The organism is Klebsiella sp. GG_Kp173, from assembly GCF_040062415.1.
Classification (GTDB): Bacteria; Pseudomonadota; Gammaproteobacteria; order Enterobacterales; family Enterobacteriaceae; genus Klebsiella; species Klebsiella quasipneumoniae.
Genome location: NZ_JBEAFZ010000008.1, coordinates 28,795 through 48,496, shown reverse-complemented (window position 1 = coordinate 48,496; position 19,702 = coordinate 28,795). Strand labels below are relative to the sequence as shown.

General features: G+C 56.8%; 18 protein-coding genes and 1 other annotated feature. Of the genes, 6 read left to right on the top strand and 12 right to left on the bottom strand.

The features are described 5' to 3' along the window. Positions 1–159: 159 nt before the first annotated feature. Both dnaJ and dnaK read right to left on the bottom strand, forming a co-directional pair. Positions 160–1,293, bottom strand: coding sequence for a molecular chaperone DnaJ (gene dnaJ / locus ABLU50_RS07230; protein WP_002887955.1), 1,134 nt, complete (start codon positions 1,291–1,293; stop codon positions 160–162). Between the two features lie 87 nt (positions 1,294–1,380). Next, positions 1,381–3,297, bottom strand: coding sequence for a molecular chaperone DnaK (dnaK, locus tag ABLU50_RS07225; RefSeq protein ID WP_004204234.1), 1,917 nt, complete (start codon positions 3,295–3,297; stop codon positions 1,381–1,383). Positions 3,298–3,693: 396 nt separating this feature from the next. On the opposite strand from dnaK, the gene ABLU50_RS07220 reads away from it, so the two are divergent. The 3 genes from ABLU50_RS07220 to satP all read left to right on the top strand — a co-directional run bounded on the left by ABLU50_RS07220 (position 3,694) and on the right by satP (position 5,531). After that, positions 3,694–4,098, top strand: coding sequence for a DUF2541 family protein (locus ABLU50_RS07220; RefSeq protein ID WP_087833126.1), 405 nt, complete (start codon positions 3,694–3,696; stop codon positions 4,096–4,098). A 28-nt stretch (positions 4,099–4,126) separates the two neighbouring features. Further along, positions 4,127–4,876: an acidic protein MsyB gene (gene msyB / locus ABLU50_RS07215; RefSeq protein WP_060656767.1), complete on the top strand. Its 750-nt coding sequence runs from the start codon at positions 4,127–4,129 to the stop codon at positions 4,874–4,876. Between the two features lie 88 nt (positions 4,877–4,964). After that, positions 4,965–5,531 (top strand): acetate uptake transporter, encoded by a 567-nt coding sequence (satP, locus tag ABLU50_RS07210; RefSeq protein ID WP_004204231.1) that lies wholly within the window; start codon positions 4,965–4,967, stop codon positions 5,529–5,531. A 56-nt stretch (positions 5,532–5,587) separates the two neighbouring features. Here satP and ABLU50_RS07205 read toward each other — a convergent pair whose 3' ends face one another. The 3 genes from ABLU50_RS07205 to tal form a co-directional block, all read right to left on the bottom strand. Continuing rightward, positions 5,588–6,889 carry an MFS transporter gene (locus ABLU50_RS07205; protein ID WP_004204230.1) on the bottom strand — a complete coding sequence of 434 codons (1,302 nt, stop codon included), beginning with the start codon at positions 6,887–6,889 and terminating at the stop codon, positions 5,588–5,590. 119 nt (positions 6,890–7,008) lie between these two features. After that, positions 7,009–7,596, bottom strand: coding sequence for a molybdopterin adenylyltransferase (gene mog / locus ABLU50_RS07200; RefSeq protein WP_004204229.1), 588 nt, complete (start codon positions 7,594–7,596; stop codon positions 7,009–7,011). A 99-nt stretch (positions 7,597–7,695) separates the two neighbouring features. Then, positions 7,696–8,649, bottom strand: coding sequence for a transaldolase (gene tal / locus ABLU50_RS07195; protein WP_004204228.1), 954 nt, complete (start codon positions 8,647–8,649; stop codon positions 7,696–7,698). Positions 8,650–8,851: 202 nt separating this feature from the next. On the opposite strand from tal, the gene ABLU50_RS07190 reads away from it, so the two are divergent. Beyond that, positions 8,852–10,282: a sodium:alanine symporter family protein gene (locus tag ABLU50_RS07190; protein WP_004204227.1), complete on the top strand. Its 1,431-nt coding sequence runs from the start codon at positions 8,852–8,854 to the stop codon at positions 10,280–10,282. A 77-nt stretch (positions 10,283–10,359) separates the two neighbouring features. Further along, positions 10,360–11,133, top strand: coding sequence for a peroxide stress protein YaaA (gene yaaA, locus ABLU50_RS07185; protein ID WP_087833127.1), 774 nt, complete (start codon positions 10,360–10,362; stop codon positions 11,131–11,133). Positions 11,134–11,181: 48 nt separating this feature from the next. On the opposite strand, the gene thrC is transcribed toward yaaA, so the two are convergent. From thrC to yjjY, 6 genes are all read right to left on the bottom strand, one after another. After that, the gene (thrC, locus tag ABLU50_RS07180; RefSeq protein WP_002887863.1) at positions 11,182–12,462 is read right to left on the bottom strand and encodes a threonine synthase; all 1,281 of its coding nucleotides are present in this window, start codon (positions 12,460–12,462) and stop codon (positions 11,182–11,184) included. Positions 12,463–12,465: 3 nt separating this feature from the next. Then, on the bottom strand, positions 12,466–13,395 hold the full coding sequence (gene thrB, locus ABLU50_RS07175; protein ID WP_002887853.1) for a homoserine kinase: 930 nt from the start codon (positions 13,393–13,395) through the stop codon (positions 12,466–12,468). Between the two features lies 1 nt (position 13,396). Further along, the gene (thrA, locus tag ABLU50_RS07170; RefSeq protein WP_087833128.1) at positions 13,397–15,859 is read right to left on the bottom strand and encodes a bifunctional aspartate kinase/homoserine dehydrogenase I; all 2,463 of its coding nucleotides are present in this window, start codon (positions 15,857–15,859) and stop codon (positions 13,397–13,399) included. Positions 15,860–15,884: 25 nt separating this feature from the next. Continuing rightward, positions 15,885–16,002 (bottom strand) — a sequence feature (Thr leader region). Then, a complete protein-coding gene (gene thrL, locus ABLU50_RS07165; protein WP_004222578.1) occupies positions 15,941–16,009 on the bottom strand; it encodes a thr operon leader peptide in 69 nt (22 codons plus the stop codon). It overlaps the preceding feature by 62 nt. 210 nt (positions 16,010–16,219) lie before the next feature. Beyond that, positions 16,220–16,906: a tRNA/rRNA methyltransferase gene (locus ABLU50_RS07160; RefSeq protein ID WP_057213328.1), complete on the bottom strand. Its 687-nt coding sequence runs from the start codon at positions 16,904–16,906 to the stop codon at positions 16,220–16,222. A 397-nt stretch (positions 16,907–17,303) separates the two neighbouring features. Further along, the gene (gene yjjY / locus ABLU50_RS07155; protein WP_004146984.1) at positions 17,304–17,444 is read right to left on the bottom strand and encodes a protein YjjY; all 141 of its coding nucleotides are present in this window, start codon (positions 17,442–17,444) and stop codon (positions 17,304–17,306) included. A 95-nt stretch (positions 17,445–17,539) separates the two neighbouring features. On the opposite strand from yjjY, the gene arcA reads away from it, so the two are divergent. Then, positions 17,540–18,256, top strand: a complete 717-nt coding sequence (gene arcA, locus ABLU50_RS07150) for a two-component system response regulator ArcA (protein ID WP_002887843.1) — start codon at positions 17,540–17,542, stop codon at positions 18,254–18,256. A 63-nt stretch (positions 18,257–18,319) separates the two neighbouring features. On the opposite strand, the gene creD is transcribed toward arcA, so the two are convergent. After that, positions 18,320–19,678, bottom strand: coding sequence for a cell envelope integrity protein CreD (gene creD, locus ABLU50_RS07145; protein ID WP_057213326.1), 1,359 nt, complete (start codon positions 19,676–19,678; stop codon positions 18,320–18,322). Positions 19,679–19,702 lie beyond the last annotated feature (24 nt).

The following is a 19,702-nucleotide window of genomic DNA, read 5'->3' as shown; positions in this document are numbered from 1 at the left end:
TGGTGAATAACTCGATAAAAGCATAATACACAAACTGATAACTCGAAAAAATCAGATTTAAGTTGAGCAAACATTCGATTTTTACGAGCAAAAGAGGAGCGATAAGACAAAAAAAGCCCGGGCAGCAAAGGCCCGGGCCAGGAGTCAGCGAAAGCGGAATTAGCGGGTCAAATCGTCGAAGAACTTCTTCACACCGTCAAAGAAGCTTTTCGAACGCGGGCTGTTGTTTTCCCCGGTCGGGCCGCCGAAGCTTTCCTGTAGCTCTTTCAGCAGCTGCTTCTGCTTCTCGTTCAGCCCCACCGGCGTCTCCACCACCACCCGGCACAGCAGATCGCCCTGCGCGCCGCCGCGAACGGATTTCACGCCTTTGCCGCGCATGCGGAACAGTTTGCCGGTCTGGGTTTCGCCCGGAATCTTGAGATTGACGCGGCCGTCGAGCGTCGGGACCTCAATCTCGCCGCCCAGCGCAGCCATGGTGAAGTTGATCGGCACTTCGCAGTACAGGTTGTTGCCTTCACGCTCAAAGATAGCGTGCTGCTTCACCTGGACCTGAACGTACAGATCGCCTGCCGGTGCGCCATGCTCGCCGGCTTCACCTTCGCCCGCCAGACGGATCCGGTCTCCGGTATCCACGCCCGCCGGGATTTTAACCGACAGGGTTTTGGTCTTCTCAACGCGGCCGTGACCATGACATTTATTGCACGGATCTTTAATCAGCGTACCGCGTCCCTGACAGTGCGGACAGGTCTGCTGTACCGCAAAGAAGCCCTGACGCATCTGTACCTGGCCTGCGCCATGACAGGTCGGACAGGTTTGCGGTTTGCTGCCTGCTTTGGCGCCGCTGCCGTGGCAGACGTCGCACTCTTCCAGCGTCGGAATACGGATCTCTTTGGTGACGCCACGTACCGCTTCTTCCAGCGTCAGCTCCATGTTGTAACGGAGATCGGCGCCGCGCGCCGCGCGCTGCCGGCCACGTCCGCCGCCAAAGATATCGCCGAAAACATCGCCAAAGATATCGCTGAAGTCCGCACCGCCGCCAAAACCGCCGCCGCCGCCCATGCCGCCCTGCTCAAAGGCCGCGTGGCCGTACTGATCGTAGGCCGCACGCTTCTGGGCATCAGTCAGGATTTCATACGCTTCTTTGATTTCTTTAAATTTGGCTTCGGCCTCTTTATCACCCTGGTTGCGGTCCGGGTGATACTTCATGGCCAGGCGCTTATAAGCCTTTTTGATTTCACGCTCTTCCGCTGTTTTGGAGACGCCTAAAATCTCGTAGTAATCTTGCTTTGCCATCGGTGTTTTTCAGCCCCTTAACATGCGTGCACGGGCGGAGAGGAAACCTCTTCGCCCGTGCCAGTGTTTTACCCGTTCAAAGGGCGATTATTTTTTATCTTTCACTTCTTCGAACTCAGCGTCGACAACATCGTCGTCTTTCGCGTTGCTCGCCTGAGCGTCAGCGGAACCCGCCTGCTGCTGAGCATGCTGCTGCTGGGCGATTTCCATCAGCTTCTGGGAAGCCTGCGCCAGCGCCTGCATTTTCGCTTCGATGTCCGCTTTGTCTTCACCTTTCAGCGAAGTTTCCAGCGCGGTCAGCGCAGACTCAATGGCAGTTTTGTCGTCAGCCGGCAGTTTATCGCCTGCTTCTTCAACCTGCTTGCGAGTGCTGTGCAGCAGATGGTCGCCCTGGTTGCGGGTCTGTACCAGCTCTTCGAACTTACGGTCAGATTCGGCGTTAGCTTCCGCTTCGCGAACCATTTTCTGAATTTCTTCTTCATTCAGACCGGAAGAGGCTTTGATGGTGATCTTCTGCTCTTTACCGCTGTTTTTGTCTTTCGCGGAGACGTGCAGGATACCGTCAGCATCGATGTCAAAGGTCACTTCGATCTGCGGCATGCCGCGCGGCGCCGGGTTGATACCATCCAGGTTGAACTGACCCAGAGATTTGTTATCAGACGCGCGTTTACGCTCACCCTGCAGCACATGGATGGTGACCGCAGACTGGTTGTCTTCAGCGGTAGAGAACACCTGGCTGTGCTTGGTCGGGATGGTGGTGTTTTTGCTGATCAGCGCAGTCATCACGCCGCCCATGGTTTCGATACCCAGCGACAGCGGGGTCACGTCGAGCAGCAGAACGTCTTTCACATCACCAGTCAGTACACCGCCCTGAACGGCAGCACCGATCGCCACGGCTTCATCCGGGTTAACGTCTTTACGCGGTTCTTTACCAAAGAACTCGGCCACTTTCTTCTGCACCATCGGCATACGAGTCTGACCACCAACGAGGATCACGTCGTTGATATCGGAAACGGACAGACCGGCATCCTGCAGGGCTACTTTCAGCGGCTCGATGGAACGGTTAACCAGGTCTTCTACCAGGCTTTCCAGTTTCGCGCGAGTCACTTTGATGTTCATGTGTTTCGGACCGGTCGCATCTGCAGTGATGTACGGCAGGTTAACGTCGGTCTGCTGAGCAGAAGACAGTTCAATCTTCGCTTTCTCAGCGGCTTCTTTCAGACGCTGCATCGCCAGCGGGTCGTTACGCAGGTCAATGCCCTGATCTTTCTTAAATTCATCAACGAGGTAGTTGATCAGACGGGTATCGAAGTCTTCGCCGCCCAGGTGGGTGTCACCGTTGGTCGCCAGTACTTCGAAGGTTTTTTCGCCATCCACTTCGTCGATTTCGATAATAGAGATATCGAAAGTACCACCACCGAGGTCGTAAACCGCGATAGTACGGTTGCCCACTTCTTTATCCAGACCGTACGCCAGCGCGGCCGCGGTCGGTTCGTTGATGATACGTTTGACTTCCAGACCGGCGATACGGCCAGCATCTTTGGTGGCCTGACGCTGCGCATCGTTGAAGTAAGCCGGTACGGTGATAACCGCTTCAGTTACCGGTTCACCCAGGTAATCTTCAGCCGTTTTCTTCATTTTTTTCAGCACTTCAGCAGAGATCTGCGGCGGTGCCGTTTTGGTGCCTTTCACATCCAGCCATGCGTCGCCATTGTCTGCGGCAACAATTTTGTATGGCATGATAGAAACGTCACGCTGAACTTCTTCGTCCTGGAAGCGGCGGCCAATCAGGCGTTTAATCGCAAACAGGGTGTTTTGCGGGTTTGTCACTGCCTGACGTTTAGCCGGCTGACCAACCAGAGTTTCACCATCCTGGGTATAGGCAATGATAGAAGGCGTGGTGCGATCGCCTTCGGCGTTCTCCAGCACGCGTGCAGTAGTGCCATCCATAATCGCTACACAAGAGTTGGTAGTACCCAGGTCGATACCAATAATTTTACCCATCTAAACGTCTCCACTAAAAATTCGATCAACATGTGGTTGTGAACCTGTAATAAGGGCGAAACCTGCGGTTTCAACTGCCCAGACATCATTTTTTTTCAGGTTCTTCACTGCGGTTGACTACAAGATGGGGTCGCCCACTCCGGCATCAAGGGGCAAGTAGAAAAATTTTTTGCCGGGTACCAGCCGACGCCCTCGCCCCCTGTCGCCGATGGCTCAGCAAACGATGTTGCCGGGCGGCAAAAAAGATGGCGAAACATCCATATAAATAACGAATAAAATAACCAAATATATTCATAATATCATTGACATAAAACGCAATACTTGTGCGCTAAAAGCCCCGTTTTCGCAGTGATAAGATCCCCGCCCTCGCACTTTACTTATTCAGGGGACAGATTAATGAAATCACTATTCCGGCTTTCAGCGGGGCTTATCCTTAGCATGTCAGTTATCACCTCGGCGGCCGCCAACGACCATAAGATCCTCGGCGTGATTGCCATGCCGCGCAATGAGACCAACGATCTGACGCTGAAGCTCCCCGTCTGCCGGGTGGTCAAACGTATTCAGCTCAGCGCCGAGCGCGGCGATATACAGCTCTCCGGAGCAACCGTCTACTTTAAGGCCAGCCACGGCGCCAGCCACACGCTGAACGTGCCCGCCGGGATCAAAGAGGGCAACACCACCGGCTGGATCACCCTCAACAGCGATAACGACAACAAGCGCTGTGTGAAAAAAATCGCCTTCTCCGGCCAGACGGTCAACTCCTCAGATATGGCCTCACTGAAAATTATCGGCGACGACTAACGTCGTCCCCTGCCCGAGAGAAAACGTTATGCGTATTAATTATCTGGATGATGACGATCTCGCCTTTCTGCCTGAGTGCAGCGAGGCGCATCTGGAAGCGTTTACCCGTATTCTGACCCACGGGGAAAATGGCAAACCCCGTCTCTCCAGTACGCTGCTGCGCAACGAAACCTTTCTGTCTATGGAGGGCCACCCGGAGCGCTATCGCCGCAACTGGCAGTTGATCGCCGGCGAGCTACAGCATTTCGGCGGCGACAGCATCGCCAATACGCTGCGCCGCCATGGCAAATTTTATCGCGCCATCCTGCTGGATGTGTGTAAGAGGCTGAAGGCAAAGGTCGATAAACAGATGACGACGCCGCAGATTGAGCAACAGTTGTTGACGCATTTTCTGCAGCACAGCTGGAATAAGCTGGATGCGGCACAAAAAACGCAGTTTCTCGCCGCGGTGGAGTGCCCGAGTCATGAGCTGGAAAGCCTACTGCCCCATCTGTTGAGACGCCGCAAGCTGAGTGAAGGCGTTGCCCTGCTACTGGATGAGCGGTTAACCGCCATCCTGCGCACGCACGCCGCCGTGAGCGTCATCGGTCATGGCCTGGTACGCGGCGCCGGGCTGGGGGGGCCGCTTGGCGCCGCGCTGAACAGCGTGAAAGCGGTGAGCGGCAGCGCTTATCGGGTCACCATCCCCGCGGTCCTGCAAATTGCCTGTTTACGACAAATGCTCCACTCGTCGTCGGGCGCAACTGAAATTGGTGAAAAATACCCCGCCAGATCATAGACAGCCTTTACGCGCCTCATTATTATGCCGCGCCCCGCCGCCAAGTCGCGGGGTAATGCTTCCCTTTTAATGATAATTTTGAGGAATTATGGGCAACACTAAGTTGGCTAATCCGGCACCGCTGGGCCTTATGGGCTTCGGCATGACCACTATTCTGCTTAACCTGGCGAATAGCGGCCTCTTCGCATTCGATGTAGCTATCCTGGCGATGGGCATTTTTTACGGTGGCATTGCGCAAATTTTTGCCGGCCTGCTGGAATACAAAAAAGGCAACACCTTTGGCTTGACCGCTTTTACCTCCTACGGCAGCTTCTGGCTGACGCTGGTTGCTATCCTTCTGATGCCGAAAATGGGCCTGGCTGATGCGCCGAACGCGCACTTCCTCGGTATGTATCTCGGCCTGTGGGGTATTTTTACGTTGTTCATGTTCTTCGGCACGCTGAAAGCCGCACGTATGCTGCAGTTCGTGTTCCTGAGCCTGACGGTGCTGTTCGCGCTGCTGGCGATTGGGCATCTGGTAGATAACGAAGGCATCGTGAAAGTAGCCGGCTGGATCGGCCTGATCTGCGGCGCCAGCGCCATTTACCTGGCGATGGGCGAAGTGCTGAACGAGCAGTTCGGCCGCACCGTGTTGCCGATCGGCGAACCGCGTTAATCTTCCGCCGCCGCCCTGTGACAGGGCGGCGGCTGGTCATCATCGGTAAACCCTGCTTAGCGCTGCAGCTCCCCTTCCGGCAACCTCGCCGCCGTCAGCCCCTGACGCAGCCAGATACCTAATCCCAAGCCCATCAGCGACAAGGCCAGAACATACCAGGCCGGGGCCATCGGCGACACCCCCATCAGCATCGTGACGGCAATCGGCGTCAGGCCGCCAAAAATCGCGTACGACAGATTGTAGGAAAAGGAAATGCCGGTGAAGCGCACTTCCGCCGGGAAGGCCCGCACCATGACATAAGGCACCGCCCCCACCACACCCACGCAGAGTCCCACCGTACCGTACAGCAGAAACAGCCGCTGCGGGCTGGCGCCGGACAGGTGATAAAATGCCCAGCTGGCAACCGCCAGCAGCAGGCTGCCGACGATAAAGGTGCGGCTGGCGCCGAAGCGGTCCGCCGCCAGCCCGGCGAGCAGACAGCCGATGCACAACATAATCGTGGCAATGCTGTTGGCCTGCAGGGTCATCGCCGGGGCGAAGCCATAGTGTTTCTGCAGCCAGACCGGCGACATCAGGATCACCACCACCACGCCTGCCGACAGCAGCCAGGTCAGCAGCATAGAGACCGCCACCGCCTTCTGGTGCTTGAGGACGACCGCCTTTACCGGCAGTTCCTGCGCCAGCGCTTTGCGCTGCTGCATCTCAAGAAAAATCGGCGTCTCCTGCAGCCAGCGGCGCAGATACATCGCCACCAGGCCAAATACGCCCCCCAGCAGGAAGGGGATCCGCCAGCCGCCGTCGTGGATCCCCTGCGGCGTCAGGCTGGTGTTGATAAGCGTCGCCACCACCGATCCCAGCAGGATGCCTACGGTCAGGCCGGCCGTCAGCGTGCCGCAGGCGATACCAATGCGTTTTTCCGGAACATGCTCGGCGACAAACACCCAAGCGCCAGGCACCTCGCCGCCGATCGCCGCCCCCTGCAGAATACGCATCAGCAGCAACAGCAGCGGCGCGACGATGCCCACCGAGCTGTAGGTCGGCAGCAGACCAATCGCCAGGGTCGGCACCGCCATCAGCAGAATGCTGAGGGTAAACATTTTCTTACGCCCTACCAGATCGCCAAAGTGGGCCATGATGATCCCCCCCAGCGGACGCGCCAGGTAACCGGCGGCGAAAATGCCAAAGGTCTGTACCTGGCGCAGCCATTCCGGAATATCCGCGGGGAAGAAGAGCTCGCCGACGACGGCGGCGAAGAAAACGAAGATGATAAAGTCATAAAACTCCAGCGCGCCGCCAAGGGCGGCCAGCGTTAGCGTTTTATAATCCTGGCGGTTGAGCGGTCGGTTTGCATATGACATAACGCGATTTCATCCTGAGGTGTGCAGCGTATTTTATAGTGTGTAAAGTAAACAGCACTATATCGTAAATAAAACGGCACACCATCAGCGATGCAGGTTATGTCACAAATGCATCAAATTCAGGATAAAGTTTCGCGTCTGGCGCTTTTTGGACGAAATGCTTCTACCACACGACCATCGGTTTCCACATAAGGCCCCTCCAGCAACTGTACACAATAAGGTACACTTGCGAAAATACCGTGCACCAGCACGTTGCCGTCAGCATCTTTCACCCCTTCCAGGGTCTCCTGAATCGCTTTCGGTTGTCCTGGTAGATTGAGGATCAGCGCCTGCTTGCGGATCACCCCGACCTGCCGGGAAAGGATCGCCGTCGGCACAAAGTGTAGGCTAACCTGGCGCATTTGCTCGCCGAAGCCCGGCATCTCGCGATCGGCAATCGCCAGCGTGGCGTCGGGCGTCACATCGCGACGCGCAGGGCCGGTTCCGCCGGTGGTCAGCACCAGGTGGCACCCCATCTCGTCAACCAGTTCGCACAGCGTTTGCTCAATAATGACCTGCTCATCCGGAATCAGGCGAGTCTGCAGTTCAAAAGGGGTAGTGAGGGCACGCGCCAGCCACTCTTCCAGTGCCGGGATGCCTTTGTCCTGATAGACGCCGCTGGAGGCGCGATCGGAAATGGAAACTAAGCCGATTCGTAAGGTATTCATGGTTATTCCGTTCAAACTGTAGCGTTAAACGAAATGATACACTGCTGCTGGCGGGACAGACAGTGTAATGTGGCCGACGGGCGTCGGCCACCTGCGGGATTACAGCAGTTCGCCGATCATTTTTTCCAGTTTTTCCTGGTCGATCGCAAACTTACGGATACCTTCCGCCAGTTTGTCTACCGCCATCGGATCCTGGTTATGCTGCCACAGGAACTCAGATTCGGTAATACGCTCCGGACGCGCTTTCACTTCACCGGTATACACCAGTTTACGCTCAACGGCGCCTTCGCTCTCGGACAGCTCTTTCAGCAGCGCCGGGGCGATGGTCAGGCGGTCACAGCCAGCCAGTTCAAGAATTTCACCAACGTTACGGAAGCTAGCGCCCATCACTACGGTTTCATAACCGTGCTGCTTGTAGTACTCGTAGATTTCGCTGACGGAAACCACGCCCGGATCTTCTGCCGGCGCGTACTCTTTCTTGTCGGTGTTTGCTTTGTACCAGTCGAGGATACGACCAACGAACGGCGAAATCAGGAAGACGCCCGCTTCGGCGCAAGCACGAGCCTGAGCGAAGGAGAACAGCAGGGTCAGGTTGCAGTTGATGCCTTCTTTTTCCAGCTGCTCAGCGGCGCGAATGCCCTGCCAGGTGGAAGCCAGCTTGATCAGAATACGATCGTTACTGATGCCCGCGTCGTTATACAGCTTGATGATGCGCTTAGCTTTGGCGATAGACGCTTCGGTGTCGTAGGAGAGACGTGCATCCACTTCGGTGGAGATACGGCCCGGGATCAGTTTCAGGATTTCGAGACCGATGTTCACCGCCAGCTTATCGGAAGCATCAAGGATCTGCTGCGCGCGATCGCTACTCTGGCTACGAGCCCAGGCCACAGCGTCGTCAATCAGCTTACGGTACTCAGGGATCTGAGCCGCGCCGAGGATCAGGGAAGGGTTGGTGGTGGCATCCTGAGGCTGATACAGCTTCATTGCCGCAATATCTCCGGTGTCAGCGACGACAGTGGTGTACTGACGCAGAGAAGTTAATTTATCCGTCATGATATATTTCTCTTAAACAGCAGTTAAGGGGATGTAACCGGTCTGCCCAGATGATAACACGCTGCCGGGTCAGCGCAACCGCCGACGAGAGAAGAGCGCAGAGTGTGATAAACTATGCAGATTAATTTGCTGAAAGCGCAAGGATTGTCACTTAATTGGTAACGCTTACACTGGCGTGCCGGCATGGACAAGAGGATGTTTAATGCCTGATTTTCTCTCATTTATCAATGAAATACTCTGGGGCTCAGTGATGATTTATCTGCTACTGGGCGCAGGGATCTGGTTTAGCTGGCAAACCCGGGGTATTCAGTTCCGTTACGTGCGCAAATTTAGCCGCAGTCTGAAAAAAAGCCTGCACCCGCAGCCGGGCGGTTTAACTTCTTTTCAGGCGTTATGTACCAGTCTTGCCGCCAGGGTTGGCAGCGGTAATCTTGCCGGCGTCACGCTGGCCATCGCCGCCGGCGGACCAGGAGCGGTATTCTGGATGTGGGTCTCCGCCCTGCTCGGCATGGCCAGCAGCTTCGCCGAATGTTCCCTTGCCCAGTTGTATAAAGAACGCGATAGCCGCGGCCAGTTCCGCGGCGGCCCGGCCTGGTATATGGCGCGCGGGCTCGGCATGCGCTGGATGGGCGTCCTGTTTTCGATCCTCCTGCTGCTGGCCTATGGCTTTATCTTCAATACCGTGCAGGCCAACTCCGTGGCTCATGCCCTGCGCTATGCGTTCGATCTGCCGGCGGCGGTCAGCGGCGGCGTGCTGGCCGTTGTCGTTCTGCTGGCCATCCTCCGCGGTTTACGCGGCGTGGCGCGCCTGATGCAGTGGATAGTGCCCATCATGGCGCTGCTATGGATCGCCACCAGCCTGCTTATCGGCCTGTGGCATATCACCGCCCTGCCGACGATTTTCGCCACCATCTTTCGCTGCGCCTTCGGCTGGCAGGAAGCCGCCGCCGGCGCGGTGGGCTACACCATCAGCCAGGCGCTGACCAGCGGCTTTCAGCGCGGCATGTTCTCCAATGAAGCAGGGATGGGCTCTTCGCCTAATGCCGCCGCAGCCGCCGCCTCATGGCCGCCGCACCCGGCGGCGCAGGGTATCGTGCAGATGATTGGCGTGTTTATCGATACCATCGTGATCTGTACCGCCAGCGCGATTATCGTCATGCTGGCGCCGCGGCCCGACAATGAATATACGCTCAATGGTATTCAGGACTTGCAACACGCGATGAGCGTGCTGGTCGGCGGCTGGGGAGCGGATTTTATCGCCCTCATCGTGCTACTGTTCGCTTTTAGCTCTATCGTGGCCAACTACGTGTATGCGGAAAATAATCTGATCTTTCTGCATCTGGATAAGCCGCGCTATATCTGGGGTCTGCGAATACTCACCGTCCTGATGGTGCTGCTGGGGACCCTGGTTAGCCTGCCGGTCGTCTGGCAGAGCGCGGATATCATTATGGCGCTGATGGCGATGACCAACCTGACGGCCATCCTGCTGCTCTCCCCGACGGTGCGAATTATCGCCAGTGATTATCTGCGTCAGCGCCAGCTGGGCATCCAGCCCACTTTTGATGCGTCGCGCTATCCCGAAATTCACCAGCAGCTGGCCCCGGGCGCGTGGAATGAACTGCCGCGAGAATAGCGCGGCAATCGCAGCTATCGATCCCACCATGCACTTTTTTTGTTAAAATTCGTCGAAATTACCTGCAAGGACTGGATATGCTGATTCTGATTTCACCTGCTAAAACGCTCGATTATCAAAGCCCGCTGGCAACGACTCGCTATACCCAGCCCGAACTCCTCGAGTATTCTCAACAGCTTATCAGCATCGCCCGTCAGCTGACCGCGCCGCAAATCGGCAAGCTGATGAGCATCAGCGACAAGCTGGCGGATCTGAACGCCACCCGTTTCCACGACTGGCACCCTGACTTCACGCCGCAAAATGCCCGCCAGGCGATCCTCGCCTTTAAGGGCGATGTCTACACCGGCCTGCAGGCAGAGACGCTCACTGAGGACGACTTTGACTTCGCCCAGCGACACCTGCGCATGCTCTCCGGCCTGTATGGCGTGCTGCGCCCGCTGGACCTGATGCAGCCCTACCGCCTGGAGATGGGGATCCGTCTGGAAAACCCGCGCGGTAAAGATCTGTACCAGTTCTGGGGCGATACCATTACCGAGAAGCTGAATCAGGCGCTGCAGGCTCAGGGCGACGATATCGTCATCAACCTGACTTCCGATGAGTATTTTAAATCGGTGAAAACGCAAAAATTGCAGGGCCAGCTGATCAAGCCGGTCTTCCTCGATGAGAAGAACGGCAAATTCAAAGTGATCAGCTTCTATGCCAAGAAAGCCCGTGGCCTGATGAGCCGCTACATTATTGAAAATCGCTTAACCCAGCCGGAGCAGCTGAAATCCTTTAATAGCGAAGGCTATTTCTTTGATGCGGAGGCTTCGGAGAAAGGCGAACTGGTGTTTAAACGCCACGAGCAGTAAGTAAGCGTCCCCCTGCGGCGTTCGACGCGACAGGGGGACGGTAAGGATTTAGCCCATCATCAGCTTACGCAGCGCGGCGAAATCCGCCGGCAGGTTGTGAGACAGCAGCGGCAGGTCGGCGCGGTCGGCCAGCTCTTTCGGCAGCGGCAGGGTCTCCTGCAGGATCTCCTCCACGCTCTCTTTGAACTTCGCCGGATGCGCAGTACCGAGGAACAGACCGTACTCTCCCGGCTGCAGCTGATCGCGCAGCGCGCGCCAGGCAATCGCCGCGTGCGGCTCAGAGATGTAGCCGATGGCCTTCAGCTCGCGCATTGCCGCTTTGGTGGTCTCATCATCGACCGCGGCATAGCCCAGCTCGCTGAGACGCCAGATTTTACGGCGGAACAGCTCTTCGACACGCGGCCAGTTGTTCGGCTGGCTGACGTCCATGGCGTTGGACAGCGTCGCCTGGGTGGCTTTTGGCGCCCACTCGCCGCCCTGCAGATAGCGCGGAACAGTGTCGTTGGCGTTGGTGGCAGCGATAAAGCGTTTGATCGGCAGACCCAGCGACTTCGCCAGCAGACCGGCGGTCAGATCGCCGAAGTTGCCGCTCGGCACAGAAATCACCAGCTGATTGCGGGCTTCCTGCGGCAGCTGCGCCGCCGCTTCGAAGTAGTAGCAGATCTGCGCCAGCAGGCGGCTGATGTTAATGGAGTTAGCCGAGTTCAGCCCCAGCGTCGCCTTCAGTTCTTCATCGTCAAACGCCTGCTTCACCAGCGCCTGGCAGGCGTCGAAGTCGCCGTCGATCGCCACGGTTTCAATGTTGCCGCCGAGAGTACAGAACAGCTTCTCCTGCAGCGGGCTGATCTTGCCGCGCGGATAGAGGATCACCACCTTAACGTTCGGCAGACCATAGAAAGCATGCGCCACCGCCGCACCAGTATCGCCAGAGGTCGCCGTGAGGATGGTGACCGGCTTGTCGCCCGCAATGTGGGTCAGCATCTGCGCCATAAAGCGGCCGCCGAAATCCTTGAACGCCAGCGTGGGGCCATGGAACAGTTCCAGACAGCCGACATCCTCCTGAACCTTGCTCACCGGCGCAGGAAACGCAAACGCCGCGCGGACCCGCTGTTGCAGGACATCCTGCGGGATCTCATCGCCGATAAAGGCGGATAAAATTTTGGCGCTGCGGGTGACAAAGTCCTGCGCCAGCATATCGTCGATTTCAGTCAGGCTGAATTCCGGCAGATCGTGCGGAAAGAACAGGCCCTGATGCTTGCCAAGTCCCTGGGTAACGGCCTGCGCAAAGCTGACCTGCTCATTGTGATCTTTTAAGTTATACAGTTTCATTGGTTATCCCACTACGCGTGCGCCCGCCGTATCCAGCCGGCAAATATGAACAAAGCCTTCCTGATTCTGTAGATAGTGCGCGCCAAGCCAGTCGGCGACGCGCTGTGCGGTGTCCGGCTTATCGCACAACGCGAATAGCGTTGGGCCAGAGCCGGAGATGCCGCAAGCCTGGGCCCCCATCTCCATGGCCGCCTGACGCGCTTCGCTAAAGCCCGGCAGCAGTTTGGTTCGGTACGGTTCGGCAATCACATCTTTCATCAATTTTGCCGCCAGCTGCGGCTGGCGGGTGTAGCAGGCATGAATAAAGCCCGCGAGGTGGCGACCATGGGCGATACAATCCTGACGGCGGTACTGCGCCGGCAGAATCGCCCGCGCTTCGGCGGTGGAGACTTTAATCCCCGGATAGGCCAGCACCCACAGCCACTCATCAAACCCGGGCACCTGCTGGCTGATAATCCCGTTCTCTTCGATCATCAACTGCATGCCGCCAAGATAGCACGGCGCCACGTTGTCGTAGTGAATGCTGCCGGAGATACGCCCTTCCATCTCCCCCATCAGCGCCAGCATGCGCGTCTCGTTCAGCGGCTTACCGCAAAACTCGTTCATCGCCACCAGCGCGGCGACCACCGAGCAGGCGCTGGAACCCAGCCCGGAACCAATCGGCATGTTTTTTTCCAGCGTCATCGCCACCGGCACCGTCTTACCGATCTCCCGGCAAAAGCTTTCCCAGCACTGGTAAACAATGTTCTCCTGCGGCGCCGTCGGCAGTTTGCTGGCGAAGCGTCCCAGATTCTGCAGGCTGAATTGCTCCGCCGCTTCGACAGTGACGTTGTCGCCAAGCAGCGTGCCATCGACCGGCGTGACCGCCGCGCCCAACACATCAAACCCGACGCTCATATTGGCACTGGAAGCCGGGGCATATACTTTGACCATCTTAAACTCCTAACTTCCAGGAAAGGGTGCGCAGCAGGTCGGCGAATACGCCGGCCGCCGTGACGTCGTTCCCGGCACCATAGCCGCGCAGCACCAGCGGCAATGGCTGATAATAGTGGCTGTAAAAGGCCAGCGCGTTCTCGCCATTTTTGACTTTGTACAGCGGATCGTTACCGTCAACGGCGGCAATTTTCACCCGGCAGGTACCATCCTCTTCGATGTTACCGACATAGCGCAAGACTTTACCTTCATCGCGCGCCTTAGCAATCCGCGAGGCGAACTCATCATCCAGCGACGGCAGGCGAGCCATAAAGGTCTCGACATCACCACTGGCGTCGAAGTCCGCCGGCAGCGCCGACTCGACGATAATGTCCGACAGCTCCAGTTCACGCCCGATCTCACGGGCCAGAATCAGCAGCTTACGCGCGACGTCCACCCCGGATAAATCGTCGCGCGGATCCGGCTCGGTATACCCCATCTCACGGGCCATTGCCGTCGCCGCCGAGAAACTCACGCCCTCATCCAGCTTGCCGAAGATAAACGACAGCGAACCGGAAAGGATCCCGGAGAAATGGCGCAGTTCATCGCCGGCGTTGAGCAGGTTCTGCAGGTTCTCAATCACCGGCAGGCCAGCGCCAACGTTCGTGTCATAGAGGAACTTGCGGCGCGAGCTGCTCGCCGCGTGGCGCAGCTGATGATAGTAATCCAGTGAAGAGGTATTGGCCTTTTTATTCGGCGTGACCACATGGAAACCTTCGCGCAGGAAGTCGGCGTACTGATCGGCGACCGCCTGGCTGGAGGTACAGTCGACGATCACCGGATTCAGCAGGTGGTACTCTTTTACCAGGCGGATCAGGCGGCCAAGATTAAAGGGTTCTTTCGCCTCCGCCAGCGCTTCACTCCAGTTTTCCAGATTCAGACCATGCACGCTGGTCAGCAGCGCCTGAGAGTTAGCCACGCCGCAAACGCGCAGATCGATATGTTTGCTCTTCAGCCAACCCTGCTGGCGTTTGATCTGCTCCAGCAGCGCGCCGCCGACGCCGCCGACGCCGATGACGAACACTTCGATCACCTGATCGGTGTTGAACAGCATCTGATGGGTCACGCGCACGCCGGTGGTAGCATCGTCATTGCTGACCACCACCGAAATGGAGCGCTCGGAGGAGCCCTGAGCAATCGCCACGATATTGATATTGGCGCGAGCCAGCGCGGCAAAAAACTTTGCCGAGATACCGCGCAGGGTGCGCATCCCGTCGCCCACCACCGAGATAATAGCCAGACGCTCCATAATGGCCAGCGGCTCCAGCAGTCCCTCTTTCAGCTCGAGGTAAAACTCATCTTCCATCGCACGTTTGGCTCGCGCGCAGTCGCTCTGCGGCACGCAGAAACTGATGCTGTACTCGGAGGAGGATTGGGTGATCAGCACTACCGAGATGCCGGCGCGGGACATGGTGGCGAAGACGCGGGCCGCCATGCCGACCATGCCTTTCATCCCCGGCCCGGAGACGTTGAACATCGCCATGTTGTTGAGGTTAGAGATGCCTTTAACCGGCAGATCGTCCTCGTCGCGGCTGGCGCCGATGAGCGTTCCCGGCGCCTGCGGGTTGCCAGTATTTTTAATCAGACATGGGATTTGGAATTGGGCGATAGGGGCGATGGTGCGTGGGTGCAGCACTTTCGCGCCAAAGTAGGAGAGCTCCATCGCCTCCTGATAAGACATCGATTTCAGCAGACGCGCATCCGGCACCTGGCGCGGGTCGCAAGTGTACACTCCGTCGACATCGGTCCAGATTTCGCAGCAATCGGCGCGCAGGCAGGCGGCCAGCACCGCAGCCGAATAGTCGGAGCCGTTGCGCCCCAGCACCACCAGCTCGCCCTTCTCATTGCCAGCGGTAAACCCGGCCATCAGGATCATATGGTCTGCCGGGATCTGGCTGGCGGCGATGCGGCGGGTGGATTCGGCGATATCGACCGTGGACTCCATGTAGTGACCAACGGCAAGCAGTTTTTCCACCGGGTTAATGACACTGACTTTATGACCACGGGCTTCCAGCAGACCCGCCATGATGGCGATGGAGAGCTTTTCGCCTCGGCAGATCAGCGCGGCATTGACGCTATCCGGGCACTGACCCAGCAGGCTAATACCGTGCAGGACATGCTTAATCTGAGCAAACTCCTGCTCAACAAAGGCTTTCAACTGGGCGAGCGGGAAAGCGGGCTGGGCGTCGGCAAGGCCCTGAAGAAGTTCGGCAAAAATGCGTTCAGCGTCGGCAATATTGGGGAGGGCATCCTGGCCGCCAATGGTCTTTTCAATCATCGCTACCAGATGGTTGGTGATCTTCGCCGGGGCAGACAGGACGGTCGCTACCTGCCCCTGCCTGGCATTACTCTCCAGAATATCGGCAACCCGCAGAAACCGTTCCGCATTTGCCACTGATGTACCGCCGAACTTCAACACTCGCATGGTTCTTACCCCTTGATCTCTTGTCAAAAAAAAAGCCCGCACTGTTCAGGTGCGGGCTTTTTTCTGTGTTTCCTGTACGCGTCAGCCCGCACCGTTACCTGTGGTAATGGTGGTGGTGATAATGGTGGTAATCATGCCGATGCGATTCATGGATGTTGTGTACTCTGTATTTTTATCTGTCTGTGTGTCCTGCCTATATTGGTTAAAGTATCTGCCGTCTTAAGTCAATGAATTTCTCAATTAACCCCATTTCAGCCGGCTTACGTATTGCGCCACCCCGACAAGAAAAAACACCCAGATTGGCGGGACACCCCCGCAAAAACAGCACATAAAACTATAAATAAAAAAAATGACAGAACTTTATTCTGGTAGGTTTTTTTCAATGTCATGCAGCAAACGATGCAACATTGCCGTGTCTCGCTGCTGCAGCAGCCCCAATCGTTGCGACAGCCAGTCGGCCAGTTTGGCATCGTCCTCCACGCCCAGACGCGAAAGCAAGGCCATGGTGCGGAGGCGCAACGCCTGCAGCTGATGATGGTCTGCCGCGGCAGCGGCGGGAGCCGATTGTTGCATAAGCGATGCTAATTGATAGCAGTAAACCATCACCGACTGACCGAGGTTCAGCGACGGATAATCCGCGACCATCGGCACGCCGGTCAGCACATCGGCCAGGGCCAGCTCCTCATTGGTCAATCCGGCGTCTTCACGGCCAAATACCAGCGCGGTATGGGTCATCCAGTTCGCCTTCTCCTCCAGCAGCGGCAACAACTGCTGCGGCGTGGCGTAATAGTGAAACCGCGCGCGACTGCGGGCAGTGGTGGCGACGGTAAAATCGACGTCGTGCAGCGCCTCAGCAAGGGTGGAATAGGTGGTGATGCCATCGAGGATGTCGCCTGAGCCGTGCGCCACCCAGCGTGCCGCCGGCGCCAGATGGGCTTCACTGTCCACGATCCGCAGCTCGCGAAATCCCATGGTTTTCATCGCCCTGGCGGCGGCACCGACGTTCTCGGCCCGGGCAGGACCGACCAAAATAATCGTTAAACGCATTGCGGTTTTATTCTCTCTCTCAGGCGTTGTCTGAGGCGCGTAGCCCCCCATTTTACGCGGTGAAAATTTACAAATTTGCAACAAAAATCACTAAAATTGCGTTTTCTTACCCATAAAAAAATCTAAACTGTTCTCAGGAGGCCATGACAAGGAGTATGTTAACAGAACCCATTTATCCATATGATGGGCAATGAAATTTCATCTGACGCATCGTTCCAGACATTGGATTCACTGTATTTATTAATTTATCCACGCAACTAGTTGAGCCGGGTAAAGATTGTGACTATAAAGAGCATGGCGATGCAATGATTTCACAAGACTGTTAACGTGCTACAATTGAACTTGATATATGTCAACGAAGCGTAGTTTTATTGGGTGTTCGGCCTCTCTTAGCCTGTTATGTTGCTGTTAAAATGGTTAGGATGTCAGCCGTTTTTGACACCGTCGGGTCCAGAGGGAAAGTACCCACGACCAAGCTAATGATGTTGTTGACGTTGATGGAAAGTGCATCAAGAACGCAATTACGTACTTTAGTCATGTTACGCCGCGCATGTTAATTTGCGACATGCACCAGGCAGGTCAGGGACTTTGGTACTTCCTGTTTCGATTTAGTTGGCAATTTAGGTAGCAAACATGCAGACCCCGCACATTCTTATCGTTGAAGACGAGTTGGTAACACGCAACACGTTAAAAAGTATTTTCGAAGCAGAAGGTTACGATGTATTCGAAGCGACCGATGGCGCGGAAATGCATCAGATCCTGTCTGAAAATGATATCAACCTGGTGATCATGGATATCAACCTGCCGGGTAAAAATGGTCTTCTGCTGGCGCGCGAACTGCGCGAGCAGGCCGACGTCGCGCTGATGTTCTTAACCGGCCGCGACAACGAAGTGGATAAGATCCTTGGCCTCGAAATCGGCGCTGACGACTATATCACTAAACCGTTTAACCCGCGTGAACTGACTATCCGCGCGCGCAACCTGCTCTCCCGTACCATGAACCTCGGTACCGTGAGCGAAGAGCGTCGCAGCGTGGAAAGCTACAAGTTCAACGGCTGGGAACTCGATATCAACAGCCGTTCCCTGGTTAGCCCGAACGGCGAACAGTACAAGCTGCCGCGCAGTGAATTCCGCGCGATGCTGCACTTCTGCGAAAACCCGGGCAAAATTCAGTCTCGTGCCGAGCTGCTGAAGAAAATGACCGGTCGCGAGCTGAAGCCGCATGACCGTACCGTTGACGTGACCATTCGTCGGATTCGTAAACACTTCGAATCCACTCCGGATACTCCGGAAATCATCGCTACCATTCACGGTGAAGGTTACCGTTTCTGTGGCGATCTGCAGGAATAATGCGAGTTATTCCGCAGCTATGATGTGAAAACGGCGCCCCGAGGGCGCCGTTTTTTTATGCCGTCACTCTTTCCACAGGCGCAGTTTGTCGTCATCGGCAGATGGCGGCGGAGGCGCACTGCCTTTCGGTAACGATAACGCATACCAGTCCACTCGCCGGGTCAAAAACATCAGAATGCTCAGCGCCAGCGCCAGCACACCGGTCCCCAACAGCAGCGCGCTGTCCTCGGAGTGCAGCAGAAACCACATCACCCCATCCAGCAGCAGCAGCGCGGCGACAAACAGCAGGCTGTTGCGCCATCCCCTGAGCACCGCCTGGAGGTAGATCCCATTCATCACCGCGCCGCACAGACTGGCGGCCAGCCAGGCGGCGGTAAAGCCAATGTGCTCCGAAAGCGCCAGCAGCACTAGGTAAAACAGCACCAGCGATAAGCCCACCAGCAAATATTGCATCGGATGCAGGGGCCGATGGGTCAGGCTCTCGAAAGCGAAAAAGGCCATAAACGTCAGCCCGATTAACAGGATGGCATATTTTGTCGCCCGATCGGTTAGCTGGTACTGGTCGGCAAGCGACATGACATCGGCACTGAACGCCGGTAAGCGCGACCACGGGATCTCCATATCATCCTTGAAATAGCTGCCCATATCATTGGCGAACCAGCTGCTTTGCCAGTGGGCGCGATAGCCGGCAGCATTCACTTCGCGTTTCGTTGGCAGGAAGCTGCCGAGAAAGCCGGGATGCGGCCAGTTACTGGTCAGCTGCAGCTCGCTGTTGCGCCCGAGCGGCGCCAGTGAAAATGCGCCCGTTCCGTTCAGATCGAGCGAAAAAGCAATCTCAAGCGGCTTGTTGTCCTCCGCCAGCGCAGGCATCGGCATATGGATGCCCGCCCCATCGCCGCTGATCCCCAGCCCCGGCTCCACGCTTAATACGTTACCATTGACCTCCGGGGCATGGATGGCGCCAATGCCGCGGGCATCGCCAACGCTCACCACCAGCCGCGGTTGGCCCAGGGTGATATGCGTTTTTCGCAGCGACGCCAGACGCAGCGGATCGAAGGTGGCCTTAATCTGCAGGGCGTTATGCCATACCTGCCCGCTGTAGATGCCCACCCTTCTCGACTCCACGGTCTGTTTGCCGGTGACCGCCAGCGACTCCGGCAGCCAGTAGTACACCCAGCTACGCTGATAGGCGACCTCTTTTTGGTTCTCCCTGCGGGTCAGCGTCTCGGTTACCGGAATAGCGATCAGCGGCCCGGCGAGTTTTTGCGAACCGCTGGTGCTCTGCTCAATGGCGTCCACTACCTCGCTGCGATAATCAGCCCGCTCATTGATGAGCTCCCTGACCATCATTAAAGGTAGAGATAACAGCACAATACAGCCGATTAGCGTGGTGATTTTCCAGAATAACGGTGATTTCAACATAGCTTTCTCCCTATCGTGATGGCC